19 protein-coding genes are annotated in these 23003 nt (G+C 63.1%); 14 read left to right on the top strand and 5 right to left on the bottom strand.

Features of this window, described 5'->3' with window-relative positions; translation table 11 throughout:
• Nucleotides 1-158 precede the first annotated feature (158 nt).
• The gene (gene thrS, locus NKH02_RS14735) at nucleotides 159-2135 is read left to right on the top strand and encodes a threonine--tRNA ligase (protein WP_352879761.1); all 1977 of its coding nucleotides are present in this window, start codon (nucleotides 159-161) and stop codon (nucleotides 2133-2135) included.
• Between the two features lie 84 nt (nucleotides 2136-2219).
• On the top strand, nucleotides 2220-3158 hold the full coding sequence (locus tag NKH02_RS14730; RefSeq protein WP_352879634.1) for a lysophospholipid acyltransferase family protein: 939 nt from the start codon (nucleotides 2220-2222) through the stop codon (nucleotides 3156-3158).
• 17 nt (nucleotides 3159-3175) lie between these two features.
• Here the strand turns inward: NKH02_RS14730 and NKH02_RS14725 are convergent, their stop codons facing one another.
• Nucleotides 3176-4138: an RgsD C-terminal domain-containing protein gene (locus NKH02_RS14725; protein ID WP_352879632.1), complete on the bottom strand. Its 963-nt coding sequence runs from the start codon at nucleotides 4136-4138 to the stop codon at nucleotides 3176-3178.
• Nucleotides 4139-4295: 157 nt separating this feature from the next.
• Between NKH02_RS14725 and NKH02_RS14720 the strand changes: the two genes are divergently transcribed.
• From NKH02_RS14720 to NKH02_RS14710, 3 genes are all read left to right on the top strand, one after another.
• The gene (locus NKH02_RS14720) at nucleotides 4296-4880 is read left to right on the top strand and encodes a nitroreductase family protein (protein ID WP_352872160.1); all 585 of its coding nucleotides are present in this window, start codon (nucleotides 4296-4298) and stop codon (nucleotides 4878-4880) included.
• Nucleotides 4881-5489, top strand: a complete 609-nt coding sequence (locus NKH02_RS14715; RefSeq protein WP_352872161.1) for a flavin reductase family protein — start codon at nucleotides 4881-4883, stop codon at nucleotides 5487-5489. It begins immediately after the preceding gene.
• A 157-nt stretch (nucleotides 5490-5646) separates the two neighbouring features.
• Complete coding sequence (locus NKH02_RS14710; protein ID WP_352879631.1) at nucleotides 5647-7548, top strand: CASTOR/POLLUX-related putative ion channel; 1902 nt, start codon at nucleotides 5647-5649, stop codon at nucleotides 7546-7548.
• A 104-nt stretch (nucleotides 7549-7652) separates the two neighbouring features.
• Here the strand turns inward: NKH02_RS14710 and NKH02_RS14705 are convergent, their stop codons facing one another.
• Both NKH02_RS14705 and NKH02_RS14700 read right to left on the bottom strand, forming a co-directional pair.
• On the bottom strand, nucleotides 7653-8534 hold the full coding sequence (locus NKH02_RS14705) for an HpcH/HpaI aldolase/citrate lyase family protein (RefSeq protein WP_352879630.1): 882 nt from the start codon (nucleotides 8532-8534) through the stop codon (nucleotides 7653-7655).
• Between the two features lie 3 nt (nucleotides 8535-8537).
• On the bottom strand, nucleotides 8538-8990 hold the full coding sequence (locus NKH02_RS14700; RefSeq protein ID WP_352879628.1) for a MaoC family dehydratase: 453 nt from the start codon (nucleotides 8988-8990) through the stop codon (nucleotides 8538-8540).
• A 152-nt stretch (nucleotides 8991-9142) separates the two neighbouring features.
• Between NKH02_RS14700 and NKH02_RS14695 the strand changes: the two genes are divergently transcribed.
• Together NKH02_RS14695 and NKH02_RS14690 are read left to right on the top strand one after the other, a co-directional pair.
• Nucleotides 9143-10267, top strand: a complete 1125-nt coding sequence (locus tag NKH02_RS14695) for a DUF2336 domain-containing protein (protein ID WP_352879627.1) — start codon at nucleotides 9143-9145, stop codon at nucleotides 10265-10267.
• Nucleotides 10268-10345: 78 nt separating this feature from the next.
• Entirely contained in the window at nucleotides 10346-10684 is a 339-nt protein-coding gene (locus NKH02_RS14690; RefSeq protein ID WP_352872168.1) for a nucleotidyltransferase domain-containing protein, read from the top strand.
• A gap of 455 nt (nucleotides 10685-11139) precedes the next feature.
• Here the strand turns inward: NKH02_RS14690 and NKH02_RS14685 are convergent, their stop codons facing one another.
• Together NKH02_RS14685 and parE are read right to left on the bottom strand one after the other, a co-directional pair.
• Nucleotides 11140-13206, bottom strand: a complete 2067-nt coding sequence (locus tag NKH02_RS14685) for an FUSC family protein (protein ID WP_352879625.1) — start codon at nucleotides 13204-13206, stop codon at nucleotides 11140-11142.
• 131 nt (nucleotides 13207-13337) lie between these two features.
• On the bottom strand, nucleotides 13338-15392 hold the full coding sequence (gene parE / locus NKH02_RS14680) for a DNA topoisomerase IV subunit B (RefSeq protein WP_352879623.1): 2055 nt from the start codon (nucleotides 15390-15392) through the stop codon (nucleotides 13338-13340).
• Between the two features lie 237 nt (nucleotides 15393-15629).
• Here parE and cpaB point away from each other — a divergent pair, with 237 nt between their 5' ends.
• From cpaB to NKH02_RS14645, 7 genes are read left to right on the top strand one after another with little or no spacing between them, the layout of a single operon-like run.
• On the top strand, nucleotides 15630-16556 hold the full coding sequence (gene cpaB, locus NKH02_RS14675; protein ID WP_352879621.1) for a Flp pilus assembly protein CpaB: 927 nt from the start codon (nucleotides 15630-15632) through the stop codon (nucleotides 16554-16556).
• A gap of 32 nt (nucleotides 16557-16588) precedes the next feature.
• The gene (locus NKH02_RS14670) at nucleotides 16589-18034 is read left to right on the top strand and encodes a type II and III secretion system protein family protein (protein ID WP_352879619.1); all 1446 of its coding nucleotides are present in this window, start codon (nucleotides 16589-16591) and stop codon (nucleotides 18032-18034) included.
• Nucleotides 18035-18038: 4 nt separating this feature from the next.
• Nucleotides 18039-18308 carry a hypothetical protein gene (locus tag NKH02_RS14665; RefSeq protein WP_352872176.1) on the top strand — a complete coding sequence of 90 codons (270 nt, stop codon included), beginning with the start codon at nucleotides 18039-18041 and terminating at the stop codon, nucleotides 18306-18308.
• Nucleotides 18309-18352: 44 nt separating this feature from the next.
• Complete coding sequence (locus NKH02_RS14660) at nucleotides 18353-19567, top strand: CpaE/TadZ family protein (RefSeq protein ID WP_352879617.1); 1215 nt, start codon at nucleotides 18353-18355, stop codon at nucleotides 19565-19567.
• Nucleotides 19564-20985 carry a TadA family conjugal transfer-associated ATPase gene (locus NKH02_RS14655; RefSeq protein ID WP_352872178.1) on the top strand — a complete coding sequence of 474 codons (1422 nt, stop codon included), beginning with the start codon at nucleotides 19564-19566 and terminating at the stop codon, nucleotides 20983-20985. Before NKH02_RS14660 ends, NKH02_RS14655 begins: the two co-directional genes overlap by 4 nt.
• Nucleotides 20986-20989: 4 nt before the next feature.
• A complete protein-coding gene (locus NKH02_RS14650; RefSeq protein WP_352879616.1) occupies nucleotides 20990-21955 on the top strand; it encodes a type II secretion system F family protein in 966 nt (321 codons plus the stop codon).
• 1 nt (nucleotide 21956) lies between these two features.
• Complete coding sequence (locus NKH02_RS14645) at nucleotides 21957-22919, top strand: type II secretion system F family protein (protein WP_352879614.1); 963 nt, start codon at nucleotides 21957-21959, stop codon at nucleotides 22917-22919.
• Nucleotides 22920-23003: the final 84 nt, after the last annotated feature.

Here is a 23003-nt window from a genome sequence, read left to right as displayed (position 1 = left end):
GCTTTACGGCGGCGGAAACTGTCCATAAAAGACAGCCGCCGCCGGACGCATCCGGCTTTTCCCTATGCATGTCGTAACTCCAAAACCGCCATACACTTTTGGGGGGCATGCATTTTAACCACCCGCGCTCGTTTGCGGGACTGGATAGGAGATACATGATGCTGAATTCCGTTTCCCTGACATTTCCCGATGGCTCTATCCGCGAATACGACGCGGCGATGACCGGTGCTGGGCTGGCCGAATCGATCTCCAAATCGCTAGCCAAGAAGGCCGTCGCCTATGCCATCGACGGCACCGTGCGCGACCTCAGCGACCCGCTCGGCAAGTCCGGCAAGGTCGAGATCGTCACCCGCGACGATCCGCGCGCGCTGGAACTGATTCGCCACGACGCGGCGCATGTGCTGGCGGAAGCCGTGCAGGAACTGTGGCCGGGAACGCAGGTGACCATCGGGCCGGTGATCGAGAACGGATTCTATTACGACTTCGCCCGCAATGAGCCGTTCACGCCTGATGATTTCCCGGTGATAGAGAAGAAGATGCGCGAGATCATCGCGCGCAACAAGCCGTTCACCAGGGAAGTCTGGTCGCGCGACAAGGCGAAAAAAGTGTTTGCCGACAAGGGTGAGCGCTACAAGCTGGAGCTGATCGACGCCATTCCTGAGGACCAGGACCTCAAGATCTATGCGCAGGGCGACTGGTTCGACCTTTGCCGCGGCCCGCACATGGCCTCGACCGGGCAGATCGGCAACGCCTTTAAACTGATGAAGGTGGCCGGCGCCTATTGGCGCGGTGACTCGAACAACCCGATGCTGACGCGCATCTACGGCACCGCCTGGGCCGACCAGGCGCAGCTTGAAGCCTACCAGACGATGCTGGAGGAGGCCGAGAAGCGCGACCACAGGAAGATCGGCCGCGAGATGGACCTGTTCCATTTCCAGGAAGAGGGGCCGGGCGTCGTCTTCTGGCACGCCAAGGGCTGGAAGATGTTCCAGAACCTGGTGAACTATATGCGCCGCCGACTCGACGAGCAGGGCTACCAGGAGGTCAACGCGCCGCAGGTGCTCGACAAGAGCCTGTGGGAGACGTCAGGCCACTGGGGCTGGTATCGCGACGCCATGTTCAAGGTGACAGTCGCCGGCGACGATACCGATGACGACCGGGTCTTCGCGCTGAAACCGATGAACTGTCCGGGCCATGTGCAGATTTTCAAGCATGGGTTGAAGTCTTACCGCGATCTACCCGTAAAACTTGCGGAATTCGGCAATGTGCATCGCTATGAGCCGTCGGGCGCGCTGCACGGGCTGATGCGCGTGCGCGGCTTCACGCAGGACGACGCGCACATCTTCTGCACCGAGGAACAGCTGGCGTCGGAGTGCCTGCGGATCAACGATTTGATCCTGTCGACTTATGCCGATTTCGGCTTTGACGAGATCAGCGTCAAGCTGTCGACACGGCCGGACAAGCGCGTCGGCACCGACGAGGCGTGGGATCACGCCGAGGCGATCATGGGCAGCGTGCTGGAAGCGATCAAGACGCGTTCCGGCAATCGCATCAAGACCTCGATCAATCCAGGCGAGGGCGCCTTCTATGGGCCGAAGTTCGAATATGTGCTGAAGGACGCCATCGGCCGCGAATGGCAATGCGGCACGACGCAGGTCGACTTCAACCTGCCGGAGCGGTTTGGTGCCTTCTACATCGGCTCGGATTCGGAGAAGAAGCAGCCGGTGATGGTGCACCGCGCCATCTGCGGCTCGATGGAGCGCTTCCTCGGTATCCTGATCGAGAACTATTCCGGCCATTTCCCGCTGTGGTTCGCGCCGCTGCAGGTGGCGGTGGCGACGATCACGTCGGACGCCGACGGCTATGCGACAGAGGTCGTGGCAAAGCTGAAGGCCGCCGGCCTGTTGGCGGAAGCGGATCTGCGCAACGAGAAGATCAACTACAAGGTCCGCGAACACAGCCTAGCCAAGGTTCCGGTCATCCTCGTTTGCGGCAAGCGCGAGGCTGAGGAGCAGACCGTCAACATGCGCCGGCTGGGTTCACGCGACCAGGAATCGCTTGGTCTTGACCAGGCGATCGCGCAGTTGGCCGAAGAAGCTGTTACACCCGACCGCAGGCGCAAACGCGCGGCCTGATCGGCACAGTTCCGACCAAATGGCGGTGGAGCGATCCACCGCCATTTTCATATCCTTGTCACGCCGACCTTGTAATGAGCCCATATGCTCAAGCTGAAATTGCGCGAACGACCTTTTCCCGAGCTTTCCTATGCCAATCCGCGCCAGCCGGCGCTGACGCGCTGGTTCATTCATTCGGTCGAAGGTCTGTCGGGCCGCGACCGTTACACCGCGCTTTACGATTTCTGGCGCCGTCAGGTCGTACCGACCGGCGAACGCGTGTTCAGCCGCATGCTCGACCTGATCGATGTGCGGGTACGAGCCGCCGATCAATGGCCACCCGCACAATTGCCGGATACGCCGCTGGTGATCGTCGCCAATCATCCGTTCGGTATCGGTGACGGCATTGCGGTGCTGTCGTTGGCCGAACAACTCGGACGCCCGTTCCGGGTGATGATCCACAAAGACCTGCTCAAGATCCGCGAGATGGAGCCTTACTCGCTGCCGATCGACTTTTCCGGGACCAAGGACGCGCTGAAGAGCAACATGGCCGTGCGCCACGAGGCGGTGCGGCTGCTCAAGGAAGGCGTCACCATCGTGGTGTTTCCGGCCGGCGGCGTCGCCACCGCGCCAAAAGGTTTTGGCCGGGCGCGCGACCTGCCGTGGAAGATGTTTCCGGCGCGTCTCATTCAGGAGGCAAAGGCATCGGTCATTCCGATGCATTTTTCCGGGCAGAATGGCAGGCTGTTCCATCTGGTCAGCGGGCCGATGAACATGGCCGAACGCGACGGCCGGGTGGCGAAATTCGTCGGCAAGGCGTCGCTGACATTGCGCACGTCGCTGCTCATCCACGAATTCGCGCGGCTGTCCGGCAAGGCGATCGAGGTGCGTGTCGGCGAGGTGCTGAGCTGGAGCGAACTGGAGCCGTTGCGCGACCGCAAGGCGTTGCTCGATCGCCTTTATCGCGGTGTGTTCGACCTGGCGCCAGTCGTGGCGCGTCGCCGCATTCCGTTCCTGCCGGCGCGGACCAAGCTGGCTGCCTGAAATCAGGAAACGAAGGGCTAGTCCGCGCCTTCCTCAGGGTCCATCGCCGCGGCCTCGGTGGCCAGAACCTCGATCTCCTGGTTCTGGCCGGCCACGACCGTGAAATCCTTCTGGTAGATGCGGTCGCGGTTCTTGGCGATGATGGTGTAGTCGCCCTCGGCCAGAACCATCGAGGCGAAGGCGCCGACGGTTTCCTTGATCGGATCGCCGGATTCGTTGAGCAGCGACCAGGACGTGTCGGCGATCGCCTCGCCACCGGTTTCGCGCACCAGCTTCATCGTGATCTCGGCGGCGTGGTGCTCGACGGTGGCTTCGGTCAGCTTGCCCGCCTCGACGCGGATGTCGGAGCGGATGACCGCGTTGACCGCGCCATAGGTCGAGACGACATGGTAGATGCCAGCGTTAAGCCGCACGACGCTGTTTGGCTCGACATCGGGAATGATCAGCGCGCGGTCGCCATTGGCCTCGGCGGTGCCCTCGTAGATCGAAAAGCGCAGTTTTTTCGCCGGAATGCGCACGCCGCCAGACAGCACGGCGTCGAGCTTGAGGCCGCCGGCATCGAGCACGAGGCTCTCGCGCTTGGCGTCCTTGCCGACAGTGATACGCTTGGTGGCGCCGGCCCGGCCGTAGGAGGCGTGAACCAGATAGCTGCCAGGTTCGAGTTGGAAGACGGCGGTGCCGCCATGGGCGGAGGCGACCATCGGCAATTTGCCGTTGACGGCTTCGGGCCTGAAGACCCGCCAGACGATGCCGCGGGTGATATCCGAACCCTTGTCGGTCAGTTGGGCGGACAGCGTGATGGCGCCGCCGCCGCTCAGCGCCAGCGACCTCTCGCCTTTCGGCGTCGCATAGCTCGAGATTCCCGGGAGCTTCAGGTCGCTTACGCCATCGACGTTCTGCGCCATGGCGAACGAAACCGGCGCCATGAACAGCAGGGCGCCGAGCCAGACCAGGAAAAGACGGATAGTCCCCTCAAACATGCCTTGCGTTGAAGCTCATGGCGGTGGCAATTTCAAGGCTTAAGAGTCCGATCGATACGACTCTTCCGTCCGGCGTATACTACGCCAATGCCCGAGCCGCCCGAATTCCCGATGGTGCGCTTCAGCTCAAAACAGAATGTTTAGGAGACTTGCGCCCATGGCGTCGCCGATCATCGACTTCCTGCTGACCCGAAACTCCGCGCCGATCCCTGATTTGAAGGAGCCGGCGCCGAGCGATGCGGAGATCGCGACGATGATCGCCGCCGCCTCGCGGGTGCCCGATCATGGCCGATTGGAGCCATGGCGCTTTATCCTGTATCGTGGCGACGCTCGTATCGAGATCGGCAGACAGTTGGCCGCGCTTGCCGAGCAGCGGGAGGGACCCTTGCCGGAAGGCCGCCGTAACCAGGAACTGGCGCGGTTCTCGCGCGCGCCGCTGGTGATCGGCGTCGTGTCGATCCCCAGGGAGAATCCAAAAATCCCGCAATGGGAAATGTTCCTGTCGGGCGGCATGGCGGCGATGAACCTGATGATATCAGCCAACGCGCTGGGTTATGGCACCAACATGATCAGCAACTGGTATTCGGATGTGCCGGAGGGCAGGGCTCTGCTCGGGCTGGCGCCGCAGGAGCGCGTCGTCGGCTTCATCCATATAGGCTCCTATGCGGGGCCGGCGCCGGAGCGGCCACGGCCAGATCCGGCAACGCTTTACCGCGACTATTCGGGGCCGTGGGCGGACTGAATGTTCTACGAACCTTCAAAGGGCCACGGTCTGCCGCACGACCCTTCGAAGGCGATCGTGGCGCCGCGTCCGATCGGCTGGATTTCAACGCTGAACAAGGCCGGTGAGGTCAATCTCGCGCCGTACTCCTTCTTCAATGCCGTTTCGACACGGCCGTTCATTGTCTGGTTCTCCTCCGAGGGCGAGAAAGACAGCGCCTCCTTCGCGCAGGAAACCGGTGAGTTTGTCGCCAATCTGGTCAGCCGCGATCTCGCCGACAAGATGAACCGCACATCGGTCAGTGCACCGCGCGGCTTCAATGAATTCATTTATGCCGATCTTGCCATGGCGCCGTCGCGCCTGGTCGCGCCACCGCGGGTGGCGGCGGCGCCGGCGGCACTCGAATGCCGGGTGACGGAGGTCTTTCGGCCAAAGGCGCTGGACGGATCGCCGACAAGTGCTGTCGTCGTCGCCGGCGAAGTGGTCGGCGTATACATCGACGACGCCTTCCTGACAGACGGTCTGTTCGACATCACCAAGGCGGGCAACGTCGCTCGCCTCGGCTATATGGACTATGCCAGCGTCGACGAGGTGTTTTCGATGCGCCGGCCACGCTGGGACAAGGACTAACCGTTGGAGTCGGCCGCCGTCTGCCGCGTCGGCGGATTCCCTGCCGTGAGCACGCGAATGCGATTCCCCTTTATTTGAACACAGGCTAAGAGAGCGGCTTCGGCGATGCGCTGGCATTGGCGCATCGACCTTGGGGATATTGCGGGGCATCGGCTACATGAAGAAACGAGACTCGCTGGGAACCCGGCTGCGCTACGGGTTTGACAAGAGCATGGCCGCCGGCCCGATCGCGCTGATTGGCTGGCTTGCCGTGGTTTCCCTGCTGATCATCATCGCCGCCGCGGGTTTCCTTGCGGTGACCCGCATCGCGCCTGAAGGCGGCGAGCCGCTGAACTTTGTCGAAGCGTTCTGGGAATCACTGATGCGCACGCTCGATTCCGGTACGATGGGCGGCGACGCTGGCTGGGCCTTTCGTCTCGTTATGCTGTTTGTCACGCTTGCCGGCATCTTCGTCGTGTCGGCCCTCATCGGCGTGCTGAGCGCCGGCGTCGACAGCAAGCTCGATGAATTGCGCAAAGGCCGCTCGCGGGTGCTGGAGACCGATCACACCATCATCCTCAACTGGTCGCCGTCGATCTTCGACGTCATCTCCGAACTCGTCATCGCCAATGGCAGCCGCCGCCGTCCGCGCATCGTCGTCATGGCCAATATGGACAAGGTCGAGATGGAGGACGAGATCGCGGCCAAGGTCGGCAAACTAGGCAACACGCGCATCATCTGCCGCAGCGGCGACCCGACCGATCTCTACGACCTGGCCATCGTCAATCCGCAGACCTCGCGGTCGGTCATCGTGCTGTCGCCGGACGGTGACGATCCGGATTCGCAGGTCATCAAGACGGTGCTGGCGCTGGTCAACGACCCGAACCGGCGCACCGCCCCCTACAACATCGCCGCCGAGATCCGCGATGGCAAGAACGCCGAGGTCGCGCGCGTCGTCGGCGGAGCCGAGGTGCAGCTCGTGCTGGCCGATCAGCTGATCTCGCGCATCGTCGTGCATTCGAGCCGGCAGTCGGGCCTCAGCGGCGTCTATTCGGAGCTGCTCGATTTCGACGGCTGCGAAATCTACACGACCGAGCAGCCGGACCTCACCGGCAGGACGTTCGGCGAGGCCGTGATGGCGTATGAACACTGCGCGCTGATCGGGCTTTGCGACCAAAAGGGGCGCGTCAATCTCAATCCGCCATCGGACCTGGTGATCGGCAAGGACATGCGCGCCATCATCATCGCCGAGGACGATGCGGCGATAAAGCTGCGGAGCGCTGGGATCAAGATCGACGCGGCGGCGATCCTCGAGCCGCGGCCCGTCGAGACGAAGCCGGAGCGCACGCTTGTCCTCGGCTGGAACCGGCGCGGTCCGATCATAACCTACGAACTGTCGCGCTACGTCGCGCCTGGTTCGATCCTGACCATCGCGGCCGATACGCCCGGCCTCGAGCAGGAAGTTGCCGGCCTGCCCGTCGCCGGCGACAATCTGTCGGTTTACTGCCGCGTCACGGACACGTCGAGCAGCACCGCGCTGGCAAGTCTGGACGTGCCTTCCTACGACCACGTGCTGGTCCTCGGCTATAGCGAAACCATGGCAGCGCAGCCCGCCGATACGCGCACGCTGGTAACGCTGCTGCATCTGCGCAAGATCGCGGATGATGCCGGCATGCACATCAGCATCGTCAGCGAGATGATCGATGTGCGCAACCGAGAGCTTGCGGCAGTGACCAAGGCCGATGATTTCGTCGTCAGCAACAGGCTGGTCAGCCTGATGCTGGCGCAGGCGTCCGAGAACCAGCACCTTGCCGCGATCTTCGATGACCTGCTCGACGAGAAGGGCTCCGAAATCTACATGCGTCCGGTCGCCGACTATGTCGCCATCGATCGGCCGTTGACCTTCTGGACGATCGCGGAATCGGCGCGGTTGCGGGGCGAAATCGCCTTAGGTTACCGGCGCATTCGCGCCGGAGAGGCCGACCAGCGGGCGCTGGGCGGCGTCACCGTCAACCCGCTGAAGTCGGAAACGCTGGCCTATCTGCGGGAAGACCGGATCATCGTGCTGGCGCGGGACTGAGACCAGAGCGGTTCACCGTTTCACGAAAACGCCGAACCGCTCTAATTCCCTTTTTGACGCAGTTTCGGACAGAAAACCGTTTCACACGTTTCCTGGAGATTGCTCTAAGCGGAAACGCCGGCCGCCCTGGCCCGCGCCAGCAGCCGTTCGGCCAGTCGCAGATGCGGGCGGTCGTACATCTTGCCGTCGATGCCGACGACGCCGGGATTTCCCGCCGCCTTGAACGCCGCGACGATTGCCGCCGATTGTCTCACCGCCTCGACCGACGGCGTGAAGGCGGCGTTGATGATCGGCACCTGATCGGGGTGGATCGCCATCTTGCCGGTGAAGCCATCGCGCTCGGCTTCAGTGCATTCCGCTTCGAAGGCCGCCATGTCGCGAAAATTCGGAAAGACGGTGTCGATCGCCGCGACCTCCGCCGCACCGGCGGCGAGTATGGTCATGATGCGAACGTGGCGGAACACGTCGGTGTAGCGGCCGCGCTCGTCGCGGGCCGTGCGCGCGCCGATCGCCGCCGACAGGTCCTCGGCGCCCCAGGTGAGACCGGCAAGCCGCGCGCTTGTCCCGGCATAGGTCGCCGCCGCCAGCACGCCCGCCGGGGTTTCGGTGATGATCGGCAGGATCTTGATCACGCCGTCGGCGAGACCGTTTTCGGCCTCGTGCACCCTGAGTTTTGCCGAGAGATGCTGCACATCCTGGCCGCTGTTCGACTTGGGCAGCATGATACCGTCGAGTCTTGCCGGCACCAGAGCGGCTAGATCGTCATCGGTCAGCCCGGTCGACAGATCGTTGACCCTGACATAGATGGCCGAACTGGTTTGCGCCCTGCGCTTGGCGAGGAAGCGCGCCGCCACCTCGCGCGCCAGCGCCTTGTTGTGCGGCGCCACGGAATCCTCAAGATCGACGATGACGACATCGGCGCCGGCACCAAAACCCTTTTCCAGCTTCCTCTCGGAATCGCCGGGGACGAACAGCAGCGAACGCATGCTTCAGGCCGCCTTCTTCAGCATCATCGCTTGCCTCGTGCATTTGGCGACGAGATCGCCATGCTGGTTGTAGGCGCGATGCTCGAATTCGACGATGCCGCGATCGGGTTTCGACCTGGATTCGCGCACTGAAATGACGGTGGTTTCGACCCGGATGGTGTCGCCATGGAAGACCGGATGCGGAAACACGGTTTCCTTCATTCCGAGATTGGCCACCGTGGTGCCGACGGTAATGTCATTGACCGAGATGCCGATCATCAGGCCGAGTGTGAACAACGAGTTGACCAACGGCTTGCCCCATTCGCTCCTGGCGGCAAAATCGAAATCGATGTGCAGCGGCTGCGGGTTCAGCGTCATCACCGAAAACAGCATGTTGTCGCTTTCGGTAACGGTCTTGCGCAGCGTGTGCTGGAAGACCTGGCCGACAACGAACTCCTGGAGATAAAGCCCGGCCATATCCTGCTCCTCTGCTGCCATGGGGTTGATAAGCGCTGCATTCGGTGCTCGCAAGCCAGTTAATGAACATGGTGAACCGTTCGTAAACCATTTCTGCCTACCGTCCTGACCGGGGCCAGAAACCTTCTGGCAAGGGGCTTAAGCAGACGGGCATGGTTGTTGTTTCGCATTTCCTGAAATGGATCTACACGGCCAGGGTGTCGGAACGCGCCGCCGCCGCCAGCGCGTTGGCCCGAGCCTATGTCAATTCCGACCTGCCTTTCGAGGATCGTTGCGCCGCCGAAGCGGCGCTGACCCTGCTGCTCGACGATGCCTCGTCGAAGGTGCGTCTGGCGATGGCCGAGGCGCTGTCCATGAGCCACTACGCGCCATTGCAGATCATCAGCGTGCTGGCGTCCGACCAGCCGGAAGTCGCCGGGGTAGTGCTGGCGCGCTCGCCGCTGCTCACCGACGCCGACCTGATCAACCGCGTGGCCTCAAGTCCGAAGGCGACGCAGAAACTGATCGCCGACCGGCCGGTCGTCTCGATGGCGCTGTCGGCGGCCATCGCCGAGATCGGCGAGGCGGAAGCCTGCGCCGTGTTGCTTGCCAACAGCGGCGCCGACATCGCCTCGCTCAGCTTTCGCCGCATGGCCGAACGCCACGGCCATCTGCCTCTGGTTCGTGAGGCGCTGATCTCGGACGCCCGGCTGCCTGCCGACTGCCGGCATATGCTGCTCGTCAAGCTCGGCGAGATGCTGAAAACATCGCCGCTGGTCATGGCAATGATGGGCGCGGCGCGCGCCGATCGCGTCATGCGCGACGCTTGCGTCAAGGCTTCGGTGACGCTGATCGAGGGCACGCGCCAGGAAGAACATGCCGCACTGATCGAGCATCTCAGGCTGCGTGGCGATCTCACCGCCAGCTTCCTCATCCGCACCATCGCGCATGGCAAGGTCGATTTCTTCGGCTCGGCGCTGGTCGCGCTCAGCCAGCAGTCCGAACAAAGGGTGAGGGCGCTGCTTGCTGGCGGGCACGATGTCGCCTTGCAGGCGCTGTTCCGCAGCGCCGGCCTCGCCGCCGCAACGCACGCCATCATCCTGCGCGCACTGAAGATCTGGCGCGAGGTCGCCAACGGCAAGCGCGTCGCCGGTGTGCAGGAGGTCAGCTGGCTGATGCTGAAGGAGGTGGGTGGACAGTCGGCGGAAGGCGATCTGGCCGCGCTGGTCAAGTCGATCCATCTCGATGCGCTGCGCGAGAACGCGCGAGGCCACGCGCTGGCGATCGCCGCCGCCTAGCTTTGGATCCATTTGACGGCTGGACGGTTTCGATGCCATTGCGTTGTCGAAGTAAAGAATTGGTATTATGTTTTGAGCATGCGCCATCCATCCTCAAAGCGTCTCGCGGTACCGACCGAGATCAAGCCGCTGATCGATAAAATCCGGGTTCGCCTGAACCCCGATTCTATCTGGCTGTTCGGCAGCCGAGCACGGGGCGACAATCGGCCCGATAGCGACTGGGATATTCTCGTTGCGTTGCCGGATGATGCTAGGCCGGAACTCCTGGACCCGCTCATTGGTTGGGAAATCCAGCACGAAATCGGAATTCCAGCGACTATCCTGTCCACTACATCGAGCGCTTTGGCGGCAAGTTGGGATTCGCGAAATACGATCGCGTATGACGTTGCTCGGGACGGGCGTCGATTGGATGTCTGACCAGTGGACCATCGCCAGCGCTCTTCGATTGGCGAATGGTTGTATCAGGGATGCACGCACTCTGGCTGCATCAGGGTCTCGCAACGCCGCCTATCTCAGCCAACAGGCGATCGAGCATAATCCGGGCGCTGGCGACCTCGGAGGCAATTCACATCGAACGTCACGATGCACATCAGCTGGACAAGATTGTAAGGCGATTTCCGGACGATCACGCCGAGAAAACGGCGTTGAAGTCACTCGTTTGGCTGGAGGCGTATGCGACCACTTTCAGATATACGTTGCCTTCAGGCCAGATACCTCGTGCGCCTGACAAGGCAAAGCTTCAGGAAGCCATAGGCGGTATCTCGAGCCTTATCGCGCGGGTCGCGGAGCACTTCAAGGTCGATCTTGACGATGAATCAAAGCCAGCCGAGAACGGGACGCCTATGCGCAGATCCAGCCAGCAATGACATTCGCTAAGGCCTGTTGCTCGCGAAGAAATCAGGGAAATCCTCCATCGCCGCGGCGATGATGCGCAACGATGCCGCTATCTGCAGCAATTCGCCGGCGCCGTTTCGTTGGGCGATGCTCGCCGCATATTGGCGGGCGACGGCGACGGTCGACGTCCGCGGATCGCCGGGGGCGCGGAAGAGGAGTTCGCGCGCCAGCCCCCGCAGGAAGTTCGTGATCGAAAGCGCGGTCTCGGATGGGATGGCATGGCTTTGGCTTGCTCCGCGCAGCCGCAGGATCTCCAGGCCGACGGTGACGGCGGCGACGCCACCGCCCAGGACCGCATCGCCCTTGCTGCCGGCGTTCTGCACCAGCGGCATCAGTTGATTGATGCGGTCATAGGCGAGGCTCTCGAAGGCCGAGCGCCTCGGCACCCGCTCATGCAGGCAAAGCCGCGCCAAATCCTCGCGCATGGCGCGCACGATGCGGTTGGCCGCAAGCCACGGATCGGCGGGCAGCACGACGATGAAGACGCCGATCGCCAGCAGAATGCCGACTAGGATCGACGCCGAGCCGGCGAAGAAGGGCACGGGATCATAGGTCATCGCCTGATGCGGACTGAGGAAGGCGAGGAAGTTGATAGCGAAGGCCGTCGCCACGCCGACATAGCGTGGATTGGCCATCGCCAGCGCCGTGGGCACCAGGATCGGCACGACAAACAGCATGAACCAGCCGAAGCCGGGCAAAGCGGGCAACGCGATCTGACCGACAAGAAAGGCAAAGGGCAAAGCGAGCAGTGTTCCCTTGAAGAAGCCCCAGGCGACTTGCACGGGATCGGGGCGGGCAGCAAACAGGCTCGATACGACGGCAACGAGAATGACCGTGCCGGCCGCTTCCGACCATTTCGTCGTCAGCCAGAAGGCCGCGACTAGCAAGGTGGCAAGGGAAGCGCGGATAGCGTTGCGCGATGCGCCGGAGTAATCGCGATGCACGACCAGCGCAGGCTGCCTGCTGCCCCGGATCGGGCGCGTCGCAGGCGCGCGCAAGGCGTCGAGGCCGCGCAGCACCTGCTTGAACGCCTCGGCGAAATCGGCGGCGATGGTGAGGCGTGTGATGGTGCCGACCCTGTCGTCACCCTGGTCGATCGAGGCATCGGGCATTTGCCGGGCCTTGGCCGTGATGGCGTCGAGCCGCGCTACCCAGGGCGTGGTGTCGTCCAGCGCGCCGGGCTTTGTCGACAGCTCGCCGACCAGCGACTGCAATTCCGAGCGCACCGGAATGAGTGCGGCGTTCCTGGGGGCGGCGTGCGAATGCAAAGCACGGGCCGCCGAGAGGGCCGAGAGCAGCTGTCCGATGGTGAGCCGGACCGGATGGGCGCGCGGCGCGAAGCTCGGCGCTTCGAGCCTTGCATAGGCGCGCATCTCGCCGAGCGTCTGGGTATCGGCGACCAGCTTTCGATGCAGGCCGGACAGCGTTGCCGGGTCGCCGCCGGAGAACGCACCGGCCGCGTAAGTCGCAAGATCGAGAATGCAGCGCTTCAGGCGCGAGACGATGGCGTTGCTGGCCAGTCTTGGCAGGATCAGCCGGCTTGTCAGGCCGGCGCAGACGATGCCGAGCACGATCTCGGCACAGCGCGCGACCGCGAGGTCGACGACGAGATGCGGCTGTCCGAAGGCGGGCAGGCCGATAATCATCGCGGTGTAGCCGGCAAGGGCGGCACCATAGGCTTCGGGATTGCGCAGCAGCGACGAGACGAAGGTGCAGATGCCGATCCAGATGGCAAGCGCCGTCACCAGCACCCACGGGCCGGTGCCGAACACCGTGGTGATGCCGATCGCCGCGGCACCGCCGACCAGCGTGCCGAGCAACCGGTAGAAGCCTTTCGCCAGCACCATGCCGGCAACCGGCTGGGCGACGATAAACACCGTCATCATGGCCCATTGCGGATGGTCGAGCTTCAGCGCGTAGGCGGCCAGCAGCGCGATCAGGCCGGCCGAAACGGTGCGCAGGGCAAAAATCCAGTCCGAGCGCGTTGGTTGCGTCAACCCCGCCAAACTCGTCTCGAAATAACCCTTCAGCCGCGCCGAGATCACATGCCGGTCTCCGTATCAGAAGCGCAAGCTAGAGCAATTCCAGGAAAAGTGTGAAACGGTTTTCCCGGGAAAAGCGCATAGCGCTTTCCCTTGGGAATTGCGTCAAAACAAGGAGATAGACCGGCTGGCGGCTAGATATCCAGCACTTCCGTCTCGGCGAATTCGGCGCGTTCCTGGATGAAGCGGAAGCGAGCTTCCGGCTTGGTGCCCATCAACGCATCGACGGCGTCCTTGGTCGCCGCCTCGGCGTCGATCACATCGATCCGAAGCAGCGTCCGCTTCCTCGGGTCCATGGTGGTTTCCTTGAGCTGGGCGGCCATCATCTCGCCCAGACCCTTGAAGCGGCCAAGCTCGACCTTGCCGCGCCCGGTGAACTCGGTACGCAGAAGCTCGTCCTTGTGCGCGTCGTCACGGGCATAGGCGACCTTGCCGCCTTGCCGGATCGAGTAAAGCGGCGGCACCGCGAGATAAAGGTGGCCGCCACGCACCAGCGCCGGCATCTCCTGGTAGAAGAAGGTGATCAGCAACGAAGCGATGTGGGCGCCGTCGACGTCGGCGTCGGTCATGATGATGACGCGGTCGTAGCGCAAATCCTCGTCGCGGTATTTCGACCGCGTGCCGCAGCCGAGCGCCTGGATCAGGTCCGAGATCTGCTGGTTGCCGGCGAGCTTGTCGTTGCCGGCGCTGGCGACGTTGAGGATCTTGCCGCGCAATGGCAACACAGCCTGGCTGGCGCGGTCGCGGGCCTGCTTGGCCGAGCCACCCGCCGAGTCACCTTCGACGATGAAGAGTTCCGCACCGGCCGCGGCATTCTGCGTGCAGTCGGCGAGCTTGCCGGGCAGCCGCAGCTTGCGTACCGCGCTTTTGCGCGACACTTCCTTTTCCTGGCGGCGGCGCACCCGTTCGTCGGCGCGTGCGATCACCCATTCGAGCAGCTTCGACGCTTCCTGCGGATTGTCGGCCAGCCAATGGTCGAATGGGTCGCGGATCGCGGTCTCGACGATGCGGATCGCCTCGATCGTCGCCAGCCTGTCCTTGGTCTGGCCGACGAATTCCGGCTCGCGGATGAACACCGACAGCATGCCCGCCGCCGAGATCATGACGTCTTCCGAGGTGACGATGGAGGCGCGCTTGTTGCCGACGAGATCGGCATAGGCGCGCAGGCCCCGCGTCAGCACATTGCGGAAGCCGGCCTCGTGGGTGCCACCTTCGCCGGTCGGAATGGTGTTGCAGTAGGAATTGATGAAGCCGTCGCCGCCGAACCAGGTCACCGCCCATTCGAGCGCTCCATGGCCGCCTTGTTTCTCGCTCTTGCCGGCGAAGATTTCGCGCGTCACCTGGAACTCGTCGCCGAGCGACGCCTTGAGATAGTCCTTCAGGCCGCCGGGAAAGTGGAATTCCGCCTTGGCCGGCGTCTGGTCCTTCTCCTTGATCAGCGACGGGTCGCAGGTCCAGCGGATTTCGACGCCGCCGAACAGATAGGCCTTCGAGCGGGTCATGCGGTAGAGCCGCGCCGGCTCGAACGCCGCGCCCTTGCCGAAAATCTGCTCGTCGGGGTGGAAGCGGGTTTTTGTGCCGCGCCGGTTGTGGACCTCGCCCAAATGCTCCAGGCCGGTCACGGGAACGCCGCGCGAAAAGCGCTGGCGATAGAGTTGGCGGCCGCGCGCGACCTCGACCTCGAGATGGTCCGACAGCGCGTTGACCACGGACACGCCGACGCCATGCAGGCCGCCCGATGTCTCGTAGACCTTGGAGTCGAACTTGCCGCCCGAATGCAGAGTCGTCATGATTACTTCGAGCGCCGGCTTCTTGAACTTCGGATGCAGGTCGACCGGGATGCCGCGGCCATTATCGGTGACGGTGAGATAGCCGTCGGCCGAGAGCTCGACATCGATGAAGGTGGCATGGCCGGCCACCGCTTCGTCCATCGAATTGTCGATGACCTCGGCGAACAGATGGTGCATCGCCTTGTCGTCGGTGCCGCCGATATACATGCCTGGCCGGCGCCGCACCGGCTCCAGCCCTTCCAGCACCTCGATGTCGGCGGCGCTATAGCCCTCGCTGCCATCCTTTGTCGCGGCAGGACGCTTCGTGGCCTGCACCAGCGGATCCGCCGGACGTGCCGGTGTGCGAACCGGCTGCGGCTGCTTATCCATATTGCCGAAGAGATCGTTGTTGTCGTCCATGCCTGCCATAGGGTCCGGTGCTGCGAATCACCTCGCGATACTGCCACGCTTTTCAGCGCCAAGCGACCGAGGTTCCTGTTCCGTTCGGGGATCCGGCCCCTCTTACCCCAAAACCATTCGATAACCAAGCAGACGGAAATAGATCCAATACCGCCACACAAGATTCCTAATTCTTTAACAATGCCGCCTACCCTGAGCCCAACAAAACAAGAAACTGCGGGCATCAGGGGTTTCGGCGTGAGGGGCAAGGCCATATCGATGATCGGCATCGCCGCCGTTTTTGGCGCGATCTCGATCTTCGCCGCGGATTTCTGGATCAAGAGCCAGGCCAAGGCCGATTCCGAGGAGAAGACGTCGTCGATCCCGGCACCTGTTGTGCCCGGGGTGGAGTTCAAGACCATTGTGGTGGCCAATGCGCCGCTGCGTTACGGCATGGAACTCGACCGGGCACAGCTTAGAGAAATCCCGTGGTCGCAAGAGTCCGTGCCGCAGGGTGCCTTCACCACCATCAATGCGTTGCTCGCCGATGGCAGTCGCGTGGTGCTGTCGCCGATCGAGGTCAACGAACCGGTGCTGCTGACCAAGCTGTCCGGACCAAATGGCCGCGCCACGCTTTCCAACATGATGACGCCAGGAATGCGGGCGGTGACTATCCGAACCGATGAGATCGCCGGGGTTGGCGGCTTCATCACGCCGGGCGACAGGGTTGATGTCGTGCTGACACGCGATGCCGGCGAAATCCAGGAAGTGGCCAAGAACGCTCAGGGCGCTGCCGGTTCCACCATCACCTCCGAGATCGTTGCCGCCGACGCCAAGGTGCTGAGCGTCGGGCAGGGGGCCGACGAGCGCCAGACGACGCCGCAGATTTCCAATTCCGTGACCATCGAGGTGACGACCGACGGCGCGCAGAAGGTGGCGCTGGCCCGCACCGTCGGCACCTTGTCCTTGTCGCTTCGGTCCTCCAGCGAGGGCGGCGACGGCAAGAATGGCGTCACCACCATCTCTTCCTTCGGTGGATCGGTAGCCTCGAATGTGCAGGGCGCTGCCGGTTCGCTGTTCGATGCCGTGGTGAAAGAGCCGGAAAAACCGAAGTTCAAGACCGTCATCGTGACGCGCGGCACAAAGGCCGAGGAATACCAGGTTCCTTCGCGGGACCAGAAATAGAAGCCAGTGGGGACTGGGTGAGGGACGGGACAATGCTGGGGCTGATCATATATCGGGTCATGGGGCGGTTGCGCGTTTTGCGCACTGCGGCTGTCGCGGCTTCGGTGGCTGCCGCCGCGATGCTGGCCTTCGGCGCCTCGGCAAGGGCCGACAACGACATCGTTTATGTGTCGTCGACCAAGAACGCGTCGATCAAGGTTGCCAAGGGCAAGCCGAAGACGATCATGACCAGTGCCGCCTTCTACCAGATCGTCATCGGCGATCCGGAGATCGCCAACGTCAATCCGCTGACCGACAAATCCTTCTATGTGCTCGGCAACAATCTCGGCACCACCGGTATTGCGCTGTTCGATGAGAAGAAGCAGCTTGTCGGCACCGTCGACATCGAGGTGACGCTCGACACCGACCAGTTGGCCAGCACCATTCGAGCCAGCGTGCCGGATGCCAGGATCAAGGTCGGCTCGGCCAATGGCCGTGTCGTGCTGTCGGGCGAGGCGGATGACGCGGTCGCCGCCGAAAAGGCAAACAAGATCGCGACGCGCTTTTCCGGCACCGAGGAGGTGATCAACTCCGTCAATATCTCGTCATCGCAGCAGGTCCAGCTCAACGTCCGTTTCGTCGAAATCAACCGGCAGGCGGGCCAGGATCTCGGCGCCAAGTACGCCGCCAATTTTGCCTACGGCATCGGCGGCCGAGATGTAACGATCGATCCGGGTTCGGTGCCGACCGCCGGCACCGGCGAGATTATCGGCCGGCTTTTGTCGAATGGTGTGTCGATCGATATCGCCATCAAGGCGCTGGAAGAGCGCGGCCTGGCGCGGCGGCTGGCCGAGCCGAACCTGATCGCCCGGTCCGGCCAGACGGCGAGCTTCCTCGCCGGCGGCGAATTCCCGATCCCGGTCTCCGAGGACAACGGCAAGATCTCGGTCAGCTACAAGAAATACGGCGTCAGCCTGGATTTCACGCCGACCGTCCTGAAGGACGGGCTGGTCAGCCTGGACATCGCGCCGGAAGTCTCCTCGATCGACGCTTCGGCCTCCTATAATATTGGCACCATTTCGGTTCCCGGCTTCATTGTGCGCCGTGCCAGGACGTCGGTCGACCTGAAGAACGGCCAGAGCTTCATGATCGCCGGATTGCTGCAGTCGCAAAACGACATCACCACCTCGCGCATTCCCGGTCTCGGCAAGATGCCGGTGCTTGGGGCACTGTTCTCCTCGAAATCCTATCAGCGGCGCGAGACCGACCTGGTCATCATCGTCACCCCCTATCTGGTCAAGCCGGTCGATCCGTCGAAGAAGCTCGTCGAGCCGACCGACGGCACGCAGCCGGCCAGCAGCGCCGACTATTTTCTCAACAACACCGAGGAGGTGAAGACGTCCGATGCCAACCGCGCGCTGGCAATGGCCGACGGCAGCGTTGCTCAGCCGGCCGCCGTCACCACGGTCGGGCATTTCCTCGACCTGCCGAAGGACTGAAGCCATGCGTCTGGTCTTGAGATCGAGTATCGCCTTGCTGCTGGCCAGCCTTGCCGCCGGCTGCACCAGCGACGACTACGCGCGCAGCGAGGGGCCGACGACCGGCGCAGGTGAGGCGCAGGCCGCCAACACCGTCATGCAAATGGTCGATCCCTGGAAATATGGGGTCCAGAACACCAGACTTCTGGTGCCCGCCCAGAGAGGCAGCGCGGCGGCGGTCCCCCCCGATCAGGCGGCCGGTGCGAAAGCGTCGCAGTCCACCACGAGCAACTGATTCAACGGGCAACTGGTCAACGGGCGACCTGACAGGCTGAGAGAATGGCAAACGGCATCAAGACCAGGAAGATCCTGCTCGTATCGACCGACAGGACCTTCGTGCAGGACACGCGGACCGCGTTCGCGGCCTCCGAGATCATTCAGCTTTCGACAGTGGAGAAGAATGTCGTCGAGCTGCGCGGCGAGATCCAGGAAGCCGACTTCGGTGCGATCATCGTCGACATGGATGCGGCAAGGCTGGAGGAGGTCGAGTCGCTGCAGCGCATCATGCGCCGGCTGGAGGATAAGGTGCCGGTCGTCGTCGTCACGCAGGAGTTCAACGCGGCCGCGGTGCGCATTCTGGTGCAGCTCAAGGTCGCGGATTTCCTGGTCAAGCCGATCACCACCGCCGATCTCGTGCGCTCCGTGGTGCGTGCGCTGCAGGGCCCCGGGCGCGAGGAAAACACCGAGTCGCAGATCTACACCTTCATGCCGGCAGCAGGCGGCGTCGGCACCACGACGCTGGCGCTACAAACCGCCTTCCAGCTGCATCATTCGGTGACGCGCGGCGCGTCGACTTGCGTGGTCGACCTCAATTTCCAGCAAGGCGCCTGTGCCGAATATCTCGACCTCGAACCGCGCTTCGACATCACCGAGATCGAGAACCAGCCCGAGCGCCTCGACCGGCAACTGCTGGATGTGATGCTGTCCAAGCATGCGAGCGGGCTCTGCGTGCTGGCTGCCCCCACGCATCCATCGGAAATGCGCTCGTTCAAGACCGATGTCGTGGTGCGCATGCTCGATCTCGTCTCGGCCTATTTCGACAATGTCGTCATCGACATGCCGCGCACCTGGTTTCCATGGACGGAGACCGTGCTGCTCGGTTCCAACAAGCTCTACATCGTCGCCGAGATGACGGTGCCGTGCCTGCGCCATACGCAGCGGCTGATCCAGGCGGTCTACGAGACCGCCGGCAAGGAAGTGAAGCCGAACGTCATCGTCAATCGCTTCGAACAGAAGATGTTCGACAACGGCATCAAGCAGGCGGACGTCCAGGAAATCCTCGGCGAGCATTTCGTCGGTGGCATCGCCAACAACTACCGGCTGGTGCGCGAGGCGGTCGATCGCGGCGTGCCGTTGCACGAGATCGATCCGAACGCCAATGTCATCAACGATTTGAAGAAGATCATCCTGCCGGAGGAGGCGATCCCAACCCGAGCGAAATCGCGCTCGCTGTTTGGCATGGGCCGTGGATTGTTGAAGAGGAAGGCCGGATGACCAGCCGCTTTTCCACCCTGCAGAACCGCGACGCGCGTCCGCAGCGCGCGACTGAGCCGATGCCGGTCGCCCATCATGCTGTCGTCATTCCGACGAACCGAAAGGCTTTGCCGGCCAAGCCGGACGCAGCGCCAGCAAAGAATGCCAACAAGGTGCTTGATGCGCGCGTGCGTATCCACAGACTGCTGCTCGAGGAGATCAATCTTGTCGCGCTGGAGCGTTTGCCCAAGGATGAGATGCGCCGGCAAGTGCATGATTTCGTGTCGGAAAAGACCAAACAGGAGCGGATGGCGATCAACACCGTCGAGCTTGACGCGCTGGTCGACGACATCGTCGACGAGATGGTCGGTCTCGGTCCGCTCGAGCCGCTGCTCAAGGACCCCGACATCAACGACATCCTGATCAACGGCCACCTGAACTGCTTTGTCGAAAAGAGGGGCAAGCTGCAGCCGGTCCACATTCCATTCAAGGACGAGGCGCATCTCTTGCGCATCGTCAACAAGATCGTTGCCGCGGTCGGGCGCCGCGTCGACGAATCGCAGCCGATGGTCGATGCGCGCATGCTGGACGGCTCGCGTTTCAACGCGGCCATCCGCCCTGTGGCGGTCGACGGACCGCTGGTGTCGATCCGCAAATTCTCCAAGAACAAGCTCGGCCTGCACAAGCTGGTCGAATTCGGTGCCATCACACAGAACATGGCCGAGGTGCTGGCGGCGGCCGTGCATGCCCGCAAGACGACGATCATTTCGGGCGGCACCGGCACCGGCAAGACGACCATGCTCAATGCCCTGTCGGCCTTCATTCCGGAAGATGAGCGCCTGATCACCATCGAGGACGCGGCCGAGCTCCAGCTGCAGCAACCGCATGTCGCGCGCATGGAGACGCGCCCCGCCAACATCGAAGGCCATGGCGAGCTGAAGCAGCGCGACCTGGTCAAGAACGCGCTGCGCATGCGTCCCGACCGCGTCATCCTCGGCGAGTGCCGCGGCGAGGAAGCCTTCGACATGCTGCAGGCGATGAATACCGGCCACGAAGGCTCGATGGCGACTATCCATGCCAACACGCCGCGCGACGCCATTTCGCGGCTTGAGCAGATGCTTGGCATGACCGGCATGCCGATGACGGTGCAGTCGATCCGCAGCCAGATCGCCAGCGCGCTCGACCTCATCGTCCAGCTGACGCGCCTGTCCGACGGCAAGCGCAAGGTGACCAGTGTCGCCGAGGTGACGGGCATGGAAGGCGACGTCATCCAGATGCAGGAGATCTTCCGCTTCGTGCGCACCGGCATGGAGGCAGACGGCAAGATCCTCGGCCACTACGAGGCGACCGGCATCCGGCCGCGATTCCTCGAGGATCTGCGCGCCATGGGCATCGAGTTCCCCGGACGATATTTCGAACCCGGCCGGCCGCAGGAGTAGCCAAGTGTTCGACAGACTCAGCGCGATTTATGTCGTCTATGCCGCGGCGGCGCTGACCGGCATCCTGATCGCCGAGGCCTGCTACCTGCTTTATGCAGGCCGCAGCGACAAGCGCACCGCCATCAACCGGCGCATGAAGCTGCAGGAAAACAAGATCAGCCAGGAGCAGGTGCTTGTGCAACTGCGCAAGGAGCGCGGCCTTGACGCGGGCACGCCGCTGTTTTCGCCGGACCGGTTCCGCGCTCTGCGAACCCAGTCGGGCATGATCATGCCGCTGTCGAAATTCCTGATGATCACCTGCGGCGTGGCGATGGCCATGGCCTTGGTCGCCATCTGGTACGGCTTGCCGCCGCTGATGGGGCTTGTCCTGTTCGTGGTGCTTGTGCCGGTGCTGCCAGTGCTGACGTTGCGTTTCAAGCGCAAGCGCCGGGTGAAGCGGTTCGGCATGCAATTGCCGGAAGCATTGGAACTGATCACGCGCGGCCTGAAGGCTGGCCATCCGGTGCCGGTGGCGATCGCCATGGTGGCGCGCGAGATGCCCGACCCGATCGGCACCGAATTCGGCGTCATCGCAGACGAAGTGACCTACGGTTCCGATCTGGTTTCGGCATTGAACTCGCTGTTCGACCGGGTTGGCCAGGAGGATCTGCCGCTGTTCGTAACCGCCGTTTCGATCCAGACCAGTTCGGGCGGCAATCTGCGCGAGATCCTAGACGGCCTGGCGACGACGATCCGCGAGCGCGGCAAGCTACGCCGCAAGGTGCGCGCCATTGCGACAGAAGGCCGAATGTCGGCCTACATCCTGACTGCGGTCCCGGTGTTGCTGTTTACCGCCATCATGGCGCTGATGCCGGGATTCTACCGCGACGTCTGGGACGAGCCAAAGACATGGTACCTTATGGGTGGCTCGATCACCTGGCTGATGCTGGGCAATTGGATGATGTTCAAGATGTCGAATTTCAAGTTCTGACATGCAGGGCTTCATCGAATTCCTCGCCTCGCTCGCGCCGACCTCGTTGATGCCGGTGGCCATCCTGCTGCTGGCCGCGGGCGCTGCCGCCGTTGCCTGGCCGATGATGGCGGCGAAGGGCGATCGCAACGAGGTCAAGCGCCGGCTCAAGGTCGATGACGGTCCCGTGGCCGCGAAACCCGAACCTGCACAGAAGAAGAATTCCGGCGTCGTGCGCGAGAAGGCGGTGAAGAGGGCACAGGAATTCTACGCCAAGAGCGATCCGGAAAATGTCGCCCGGCTGCGCATGAAGCTCATCCAGGCGGGATATATGGAGCCGCGCGCTGTCGGCACGTTCTTCCTGATCCGGTTCACCGCGATGATCGGCACGGCAATCGGCGTCTTTGTGCTCAACCGCTGGATGGCCAGCCCGGACGCGACGATGGCCAGCCGCTGGACATTCGTCATCCTGTCAGGAGCGGCCGGCTATTTCCTGCCCGGCCTGGTGCTGAGCCAGAAAGTGCGGGAACGCAGGCGTGAGTACCGCAACGGCTTTCCCGATTTCATGGACCTGATGATCGTCTGCTCGGATGCCGGCATGAGCATGGAGGCCGGCATCGAGCGCGTCTCCAGGGAACTCGCCAAGACCTACCCCGCGCTCAGCCAGAACCTGCAGCTGGTGTCGCTGGAGCTGAGGGCCGGGCGCAGCCTTGACGATGCGCTGAAGGCACTTGCCGATCGCCTCAGCCTGGACGAGGTGCGTTCCTTCGCCACGCTGCTGCAACAGTCCAAGGAACTCGGCACCAGCCTGTCGGGGGCGCTGCGCGTGTTTTCCGACGACATGCGCCACAAGCGCATGTCGCTGGCCGAGGAAAAGGCGCACGCCCTGCCGGCCAAGATGTCGGTGCCGGTGGTGGTATGCATCCTGCCGGTGGTGTTGATGATCGCGGCCATTCCAGTCATCGTCAAAATGACGGCGCACTAGCGAGCGCCCACGAAAGTCCTAGTAGGGGGCTGACAACCCGTTATTCTGCCCGAACTCGGCCCCTGCGACGTGAGAAGCCCATGC

It is taken from the genome of Mesorhizobium sp. M1396 (assembly GCF_040317725.1).
Classification (GTDB): Bacteria; Pseudomonadota; Alphaproteobacteria; order Rhizobiales; family Rhizobiaceae; genus Mesorhizobium.
The sequence above is the reverse complement of the archived record's forward strand: the minus strand, read 5'-3'. Positions and strand labels throughout refer to the sequence as shown.